We start from the raw sequence: 7,089 nt of genomic DNA, 5'->3' as shown, positions 1-7,089 counted from the left end.
TGATAATCATGCACGAGTTTCTCATATTTTTAACTTCATGATCAGATCGTGATTACCTTGAAAAGTTCCCAATAAAATAAAGTCTTTTATTTTCAGTGGTTAAAGTTCGATCCCACCCTTTATCGCGGTATTGGTGGCACCACCACAATGAACAAAATTTACAATATTAATATTGATGGCGTGACCATTCCTTATGTTAATCCGAATATACTATTAGATGCGGCGCAAGTTGAAGTAATTAAAGGTGGTCAAGGGGCGCTTTATGGCCGAAATACACTGGCAGGTTTGATTAAAGTGGAAACTCGCCGCCCAATGGATGGCTACGAAAACTACATTCAAGCCGATTACGGAAGTTTCAACAGTTATGACGTTGAGGGCGCAATAGGTGGCGACATTGGCGAATACAGCGCAGCTCGTATTGCTGCGCAATATAAATCCAGTGACGGTTATTTTGAAAATAGCACGCTCAATAGAGATGATACCAATGACAACGAACAATACTCTGTCCACGCTAAATTTGATCTCTACAACACCGAAGAGCTTCTAGTCGCGCTTGATATTATCGCCGATTCTTACGATAGCGGCTTTGACAACTACGTTCTCGGTGGTGGCTTTACTCCATCCAATAATGAACCCGGCTACAATTCAGGGGATTTATTCACTGGTATCTTCACCATAGAGAAAGAGCTTTCAGCCAGTACTAAGCTAACTTCCATCACTAGCTACACCGACTCCAGTTATGGTTTTTTGCATGATTGGGACTTCTCGCAATACGATATCAGCTTCGCCGATTTTGATGAATCCACCCAATCTATCTCTGAAGAGTTACGCTTACACGGAACAACCCAAGGTGACATGAACTGGCTAGTCGGTGCATTCTTGATGCGTGAAGAGGTAGATACCAATACCAACGTAAACTTTGGCAGTGACGCTGGCATGTGGTTTATGCCACCCGGAGTGAAAATGTCCCAAGACAGCACCATAGAAATGTTTAACGCGGCGCTATTTGGCCAAGTCATCTACCCTATGGGTAACTTTGAACTCACTGGCCGCTTACGCCTCGACTACGATAAGAAATCGCTCGATTGGCAAGACAGCAACAGTATGGGCATGCCGACCACGGCACTAAACTTTGATGACGATTGGTTTGCGGTACTGCCTTCTGCGTCTTTAAGCTGGAAGCCAACCGATACCCGCCATAGTTACCTCTCTGTATCACGCGGCTATAAGGCCGGTGACTACAACAACGTAATGGTAGAAGCGCCATTAGTTAGCAATGCCGTTGACCCAGAGTACAGTACAACCTATGAACTGGGGCACAAAGAAAAGCTGACAAGTAACGTAGAACTCAATACCGCGATCTACTATATCGGATGGACAGATATCCAAGTAGACGTGCCTCATCCAAACTACCCAAGTGGTTACTTGAAGCAGAATGCTGCCGAGGCACATAGTAGTGGTATCGAAATGGAATTATTGACCAACCCACTCAACGGCTTATCCATGTTCATGAATGCTAGCTACTTGTTTGAATATGAGTTTGATGATTTCTCGAATGGTGCGGGCGGCGATTACACAGGAAATAAACTTCCTTACACTAATGAGTACACGGTTTCTCTTGGTGCTAACTATGGCCAAGCAGTCGGTGTTTTTGTTGGCGCTGATGTCTCATTTTATGGCGCACAGTTCATGAACGAAGCCAATACCTTCGAACAAGGAAGCTATGCAATTTTCAATGCGCAAGTCGGCTACCGAACTCATGATTGGGCGCTCTACTTGTACGGACGAAACTTAACCGACGAAGAGTATTCAACGTCAATGTTTAACGCAGCTAAAGCAGCAGGTGAACCTCGATTCGTAGGGGTAAAAGCAAAGCTTAACTTCTAACAAAAATGCCAGTGAGTTTGGTTAGTCGAACTCACTGGCTGCTTGAAATATTGAACTAAGAATTAATGCCTAATTCATACTGATTAAACTTAAAATCATACATTAACTCACGGCGAGCATTATTGGGTAACACACCATATTGCTTGCGAAAAGCCGTACTGAAGTGACTGATATTACTATATCCAAGCGCCACAGCGGTTTCAGTGACATTGTGGTGTTTCAATAGCTCCATCGCTCGCTTCATGCGCTCTTCTTGAAAGCAGGCATAAACGCTGGTTCCAAACAATTCTTTGAAACCTTTCTTCAGTTTACATTGATTAACGCCTACGGTTTTGGCGAGTTCAGCAATGGTCGGAGCGCAGCTCAAATCTGACAGCAAACAATCTTTTGCAACAACTAACTGACGCTTTTCGCGTGTTGAGAGAAACTCTTTTGAAACCGTTGTTTTGAGCGTATTTAAGTGCCAATAAAGGTATTCCAAAATAGCAGAATGAAGCAACAATGGATGCTTTAGTTGCTGTGTCATCAAGGAAATAATGCGGCTCAATGCCGAGTTCATTTGCTGACTAGAACGCCCCTGACGGATGAAAAATTCCATCTCTTTATCAAAGTTGATCCCTGTCAGCTCTTCGCCTGCTAATGAATGCAAAACCTCCGGGCGCACCATAATTTCTAAATTACAAAAATCATCACTGTCTTCGACATGGAACATCTCGCCGTCTGAGAACCCCATATTAATGTAGCCACTATCACAGTTAAGATTTTTGTCTTTCACTGTGGCGCTAAAATGGCCTTGAATAAAATGGTTTAGATGGATGTAATCCTTATTGCTTGGCAACGGAGATTTTGTATCCATATGCTCCATATCCGCGCGAGAAAACAAACCGACCGTCAGGCCCGTTTGCAACTCAATAAAGTTGCTCATTTCATTTTGCTCAGACATCGAACTGCCCACACACCCTTGTTCATCTTCAGCAAGCATCGTCGCTCTTCCCTCTCCGCCCCTTGGGATAGAAGCCACTCTATAACTACCCGAAATAAGGCGATTTTTTACTCAACGTGGTGATATTACTCCGCTCAACAATCACTGTAAACGATAATTGTTATCAATAAGATCCAACGAGATTGAGTCTACGATGAAAAGTACGATGTGCTTTATCAAGCTAGATATACTTATGGAAACGCAGCAGAAAGCCGAGGTCACTATGCAAGTTAATCCTGTATGTTGGTTTGAAATCTATGTTGATGACATAGAAAGAGCCAAAACCTTTTATCAAGCGGTTCTCAACGTCACATTGGAGAAGCTCGATAGCCCTGGAGGCATTCCCATTCAGATGTGGGCGTTCCCAGATATGGGGAAAGGTTACGGTGCTGCGGGAGCAATCGTGAAAATGGATAATGTCTCGGCAGGAGGAAATAGCACCTTAGTTTACTTCTCTTGTGACGATTGCGCGGTAGAAGAAGCAAGGGTTGTTCAAAATGGCGGTACGGTTCAAATACCTAAAATGCCGATTGGGCAATTTGGATTTATTAGTGTTATCAGCGACACCGAAGGCAATACTGTCGGCCTTCATTCTCAACAATGATTATTTGAATCGCGCAGGCGAGCGCACCCTAAACTCTCAATAAACGGAGTAGCTATGACAACGCAGCAAGAGAACAACAAACAAAATGCCATCAACTTTTACCAAATGGCCTATTTAGGAGACCCAAGCAAAGCCGTCGAACTCTATGTCGGTGACCAATACATACAACACAACCCGCTAGTGGGTGACGGAACGCAGCCCTTTATTGATTACTTTGAACGAATGAACCGCGAATATCCTAACAAGTCTATTCGTTTCCTTAGAGCCATTGCCGAAGGCAATTTGGTTGCACTGCATACTCATCAAACTTGGCCCGATGGCGATCAATACGTCACCATGGATTTCTTCCGTTTCGACGATAATGGGAAAATTGTCGAACATTGGGATGCAATACAAACGGTACCGGACGAAATCGCTCACAACAATACTATGTTCTAGCGTGAACCAGTATCACTCTCTGTATGTAACCAACTCATTAGAAGCAAAATTCCAGCGTGAAGTTGTTAACTCAAACATTAGTTGCAGTTAGGCCAAGTAATCAAGCTCCGAAGCTGCAACATTCTCTTATCTGAGACTCACTCAGCACTTTATTTCGCATAGATGTCAGTTTAGTGACTAAATTATTAAGTGTTTCATTTTTGAGGATCTTCCTATGGTACGGTCGCTGCTATCCAGTGATTACAAGGCTATAGACGCTGAAAACGCAGTTATTCTCCTGTCTACAATTTAATAAAACACAATATGACGGGCGAGTTTTTCGCTCGCTCTAGCTTGTCTCTCATTGGTAAGGCAATTTTTATGTGAACTTTTGTTTACGTATGGATGTAGCACTAAGTCATTATCAGGAGACAATCCTATGGTTGTTGAAGTAACACCGCGTAGAATCCTTACTACACTTCTTTCTATCATCACGCTGTTATTGTTCGCGAATATAGTCAGCGCACTATACAAAGCCCATTTTCCGCAACTCCATGGCATTGCGGATCTGTTTTATCTCAATGCAGAACGTAACATTCCTACCCTATACTCTTCTTGCGCATTGATCGTAGCGAGTATGTTGTTGGCCTTTATTGCCAATATTCACCGTTCAGCAAATCGTGCGTGGATACTTTGGGCGGTATTGGCGTGTATTTTCCTATTTTTGTCCATCGATGAAATGGCCTCTATCCACGAGAAATTGGGCAAAAAAGTCAAAGCCGACACTGAAACCTCAGGGTTACTCTACTACGCGTGGGTCATCCCATACGGTATTGCTCTGATTGGTTTTGTCGCCGCATACGCCAAGTTTCTTCTCGCATTACCTAAAAAAACCATGTGGCTATTCATTGTATCTGGCGGGCTGTTTGTCGGTGGCGCGCTTGGCTTTGAGATGCTTGGAGGCTGGCAAGCGGAGCAGTTTGGTAACCAAGGTTTGGTTTATACGATACTTTTCACCTGTGAAGAAGTGTTGGAAATGGTCGGCGTTGCACTGTTTATTTATACGCTCACCGATTATCTCTTGGAAATCAAACCTAAGCTGCAACTTGATCTGGTTCACGCGGTACACAGCTAATCTTCCCTTTCGGGCTAACGGGTTCCCTCACCTAGTTAGCCCGATATTCTCACCTGACCTTCACAGCCTATTGCGCGACGTTCTAAATTTAGCAACAGTATAAACCCCACACTAAAGTACTACGTACTGCTCAAGTTCGAGCATCAATCATATTAATTGCATATCAAGCATTTCCATACAGTGCTAGTATCTTCTGCCTAATAAAACCAACTAATAACACCGCATTCTGCATTATATACAAGGATATAGACTGTATGTTGTCGTCAAACTTTAACAAGTTAGCCGCTGCCATTACCCTCGCGACCCTTTCTGGTTGTGCCACTACGTTAACTCAACCTAAAAGCGTAGATGAGATTGAATTCCAAGACCTAAACTTCGCACAGTGTGTCTACAAATATAATGAGCCTTCACTGGACAAAATTGAAACTCTCGAGTGTAACGAGGCCAAGATCGAGTCTATCGATGAAATCAAATATTTCCCCAATCTGGCTCACTTGGTACTTCTCAAAAACGACATCACACACATCGATACCTCAAATAACCCAGAATTGGTTAGATTGATATTGGGTGATAACAAACTCTCTGAAATCGATGTTTCAGACAACCCAAAACTGAAGTACTTAAACATCACCAACAATGATTTGACTAAGATTGATGTAAGCCAAAACCCTGAGCTTGTTAGCCTTTACGCATACAAGATGCCAATTAATCACATTGATGTATCAAACCAGCCTAACCTGCGTGACCTTGGTTTGAGCCAACACGAGTTAACGGACATCGACTTAAGCCAGAATCCCAAACTGCGCCTCCTTAATCTCACTTCTGGCAAATTAAGCAAGATTGATTTATCGCATAACCCAAATATGGGCTTTTTGTATTTGTCCTCTAACCAGTTAGGCCAGCTAGACCTTAGCCGCAACCCTGAGGTTCAAGTGCTAAATGTACGTAACAACCAATTGCAGCAATTAGAACTCAATCAGCAAACTAGGCTGCGTGAGCTAAAAGCTGACTACAATCAGCTCAACCAAATCGATCTCAGTGACAATCTGGTATTAACCAAAGTAGAGCTGAACAACAACCAGTTGAGCACCTTAGATCTTACTGAAAACACTAAAGTTGAAAAACTGACCGCATTCAACAACCCACTGCACACGCTCACCGTTGATAGCCTTGAACAATTCAAGCTGCTATCGATCGAAGGTACGCCTGCCGGAAATGGCCTTAAAGCCGCAACGGAAGGAAAAGAAAGCAAAGACATCAGCAACCAATTTGCGCCGCGCGTCAGCGTTACAGAAGCGGGGCTAATTGAGAAAGAAGGCAACGAGTATACAGTAACGCCGAGCCAGTTCGTTTTTCCAAAGGTTGGCCATTTTATGGGATTCCGCTACTCCGTTACTCTGCCGAAAGATGCAAGCGGTAATGTACCGGCGAACTTAGCGAATCAGCATCAGTTCCCTATTACGGTGCGTATGACTCACCCTGAAATCACTGACCCAAACACGGGTCAAAGCTCTACGGTTTCTTCATGGACAGACACCATGTTTAAGCATAATAAAAATCTTGCTATGTGGTATTTTGGCGCAGAAAACGAAATTGTGTCAGGGAAATGGACGCTGGAACTGTTGTATCGTGACTCTGTCGTCGCACGCAAATCCTTCCAAGTATCAAACCTTGATGACCCTGAAGAGGTAGCGCAAATGACACAAGCAGTAAAGCTGCAAGAACTCGTCATTAATGCCGATAAATTCTTGTGTAAAGAAGATAAATTCCAAACTTGCTTTGAGTTTTCGAATGCACAGCAATGTGAGGCGAAACTCGCGCCATACAAAGAGCGCTGTCGCGGAATCGCAAGCTCATCGGTTGAGCAATTAAAGCAAGAGGGGAAAAATTCGGGTGACGGCCTACGCGAGTTTTTCAGTCACTTTGTTGTGTGCCTAGGCTCGCATTACATACCTCAGTCGAACCTCGACCCCGAACAAGTCGGGACGTGCCTGCAAAAATAACCCATCGATTTAAGTTATCATCACTCATGCTTTAAGGGGGAGGACTTCCTTGAAGCATGAG

The 7,089-nt window shown here is 43.6% G+C and carries 6 protein-coding genes; 5 read left to right on the top strand and 1 reads right to left on the bottom strand.

Going from position 1 to position 7,089, the window contains the following annotated elements:
* Nucleotides 1–147: 147 nt before the first annotated feature.
* The gene (locus MU515_RS19445; protein ID WP_260262065.1) at nt 148–1,887 is read left to right on the top strand and encodes a TonB-dependent receptor; all 1,740 of its coding nucleotides are present in this window, start codon (nt 148–150) and stop codon (nt 1,885–1,887) included.
* Nucleotides 1,888–1,942: 55 nt separating this feature from the next.
* On the opposite strand, the gene MU515_RS19440 is transcribed toward MU515_RS19445, so the two are convergent.
* The gene (locus MU515_RS19440) at nt 1,943–2,869 is read right to left on the bottom strand and encodes a helix-turn-helix domain-containing protein (RefSeq protein ID WP_260262064.1); all 927 of its coding nucleotides are present in this window, start codon (nt 2,867–2,869) and stop codon (nt 1,943–1,945) included.
* Nucleotides 2,870–3,092: 223 nt separating this feature from the next.
* On the opposite strand from MU515_RS19440, the gene MU515_RS19435 reads away from it, so the two are divergent.
* The 4 genes from MU515_RS19435 (at nt 3,093) to MU515_RS19420 (ending at nt 7,028) form a co-directional block, all read left to right on the top strand.
* Complete coding sequence (locus tag MU515_RS19435) at nt 3,093–3,473, top strand: VOC family protein (RefSeq protein ID WP_260262067.1); 381 nt, start codon at nt 3,093–3,095, stop codon at nt 3,471–3,473.
* A gap of 54 nt (nt 3,474–3,527) precedes the next feature.
* The gene (locus tag MU515_RS19430) at nt 3,528–3,911 is read left to right on the top strand and encodes a nuclear transport factor 2 family protein (RefSeq protein WP_260262063.1); all 384 of its coding nucleotides are present in this window, start codon (nt 3,528–3,530) and stop codon (nt 3,909–3,911) included.
* Between the two features lie 418 nt (nt 3,912–4,329).
* The gene (locus tag MU515_RS19425; protein ID WP_260262062.1) at nt 4,330–5,025 is read left to right on the top strand and encodes a DUF8692 domain-containing protein; all 696 of its coding nucleotides are present in this window, start codon (nt 4,330–4,332) and stop codon (nt 5,023–5,025) included.
* 254 nt (nt 5,026–5,279) lie between these two features.
* The gene (locus tag MU515_RS19420) at nt 5,280–7,028 is read left to right on the top strand and encodes a DUF3859 domain-containing protein (protein WP_260262061.1); all 1,749 of its coding nucleotides are present in this window, start codon (nt 5,280–5,282) and stop codon (nt 7,026–7,028) included.
* The last annotated feature ends 61 nt before the right edge of the window (nt 7,029–7,089 follow it).

The organism is Vibrio intestinalis, assembly GCF_025195085.2.
Lineage (GTDB): Bacteria > Pseudomonadota > Gammaproteobacteria > Enterobacterales > Vibrionaceae > Vibrio > Vibrio intestinalis.
The sequence above is the reverse complement of the archived record's forward strand: the minus strand, read 5'-3'. Positions and strand labels throughout refer to the sequence as shown.

What these genes read in the sequence shown, in the direction of transcription:
- MU515_RS19445 (WP_260262065.1), top strand. Translation starts at nt 148, where the DNA reads ATGAACAAAATTTACAATATTAATATTGATGGCGTGACCATTCCTTAT.
- MU515_RS19440 (WP_260262064.1), bottom strand. Translation starts at nt 2,869, where the DNA reads ATGCTTGCTGAAGATGAACAAGGGTGTGTGGGCAGTTCGATGTCTGAG.
- MU515_RS19435 (WP_260262067.1), top strand. Translation starts at nt 3,093, where the DNA reads ATGCAAGTTAATCCTGTATGTTGGTTTGAAATCTATGTTGATGACATA.
- MU515_RS19430 (WP_260262063.1), top strand. Translation starts at nt 3,528, where the DNA reads ATGACAACGCAGCAAGAGAACAACAAACAAAATGCCATCAACTTTTAC.
- MU515_RS19425 (WP_260262062.1), top strand. Translation starts at nt 4,330, where the DNA reads ATGGTTGTTGAAGTAACACCGCGTAGAATCCTTACTACACTTCTTTCT.
- MU515_RS19420 (WP_260262061.1), top strand. Translation starts at nt 5,280, where the DNA reads ATGTTGTCGTCAAACTTTAACAAGTTAGCCGCTGCCATTACCCTCGCG.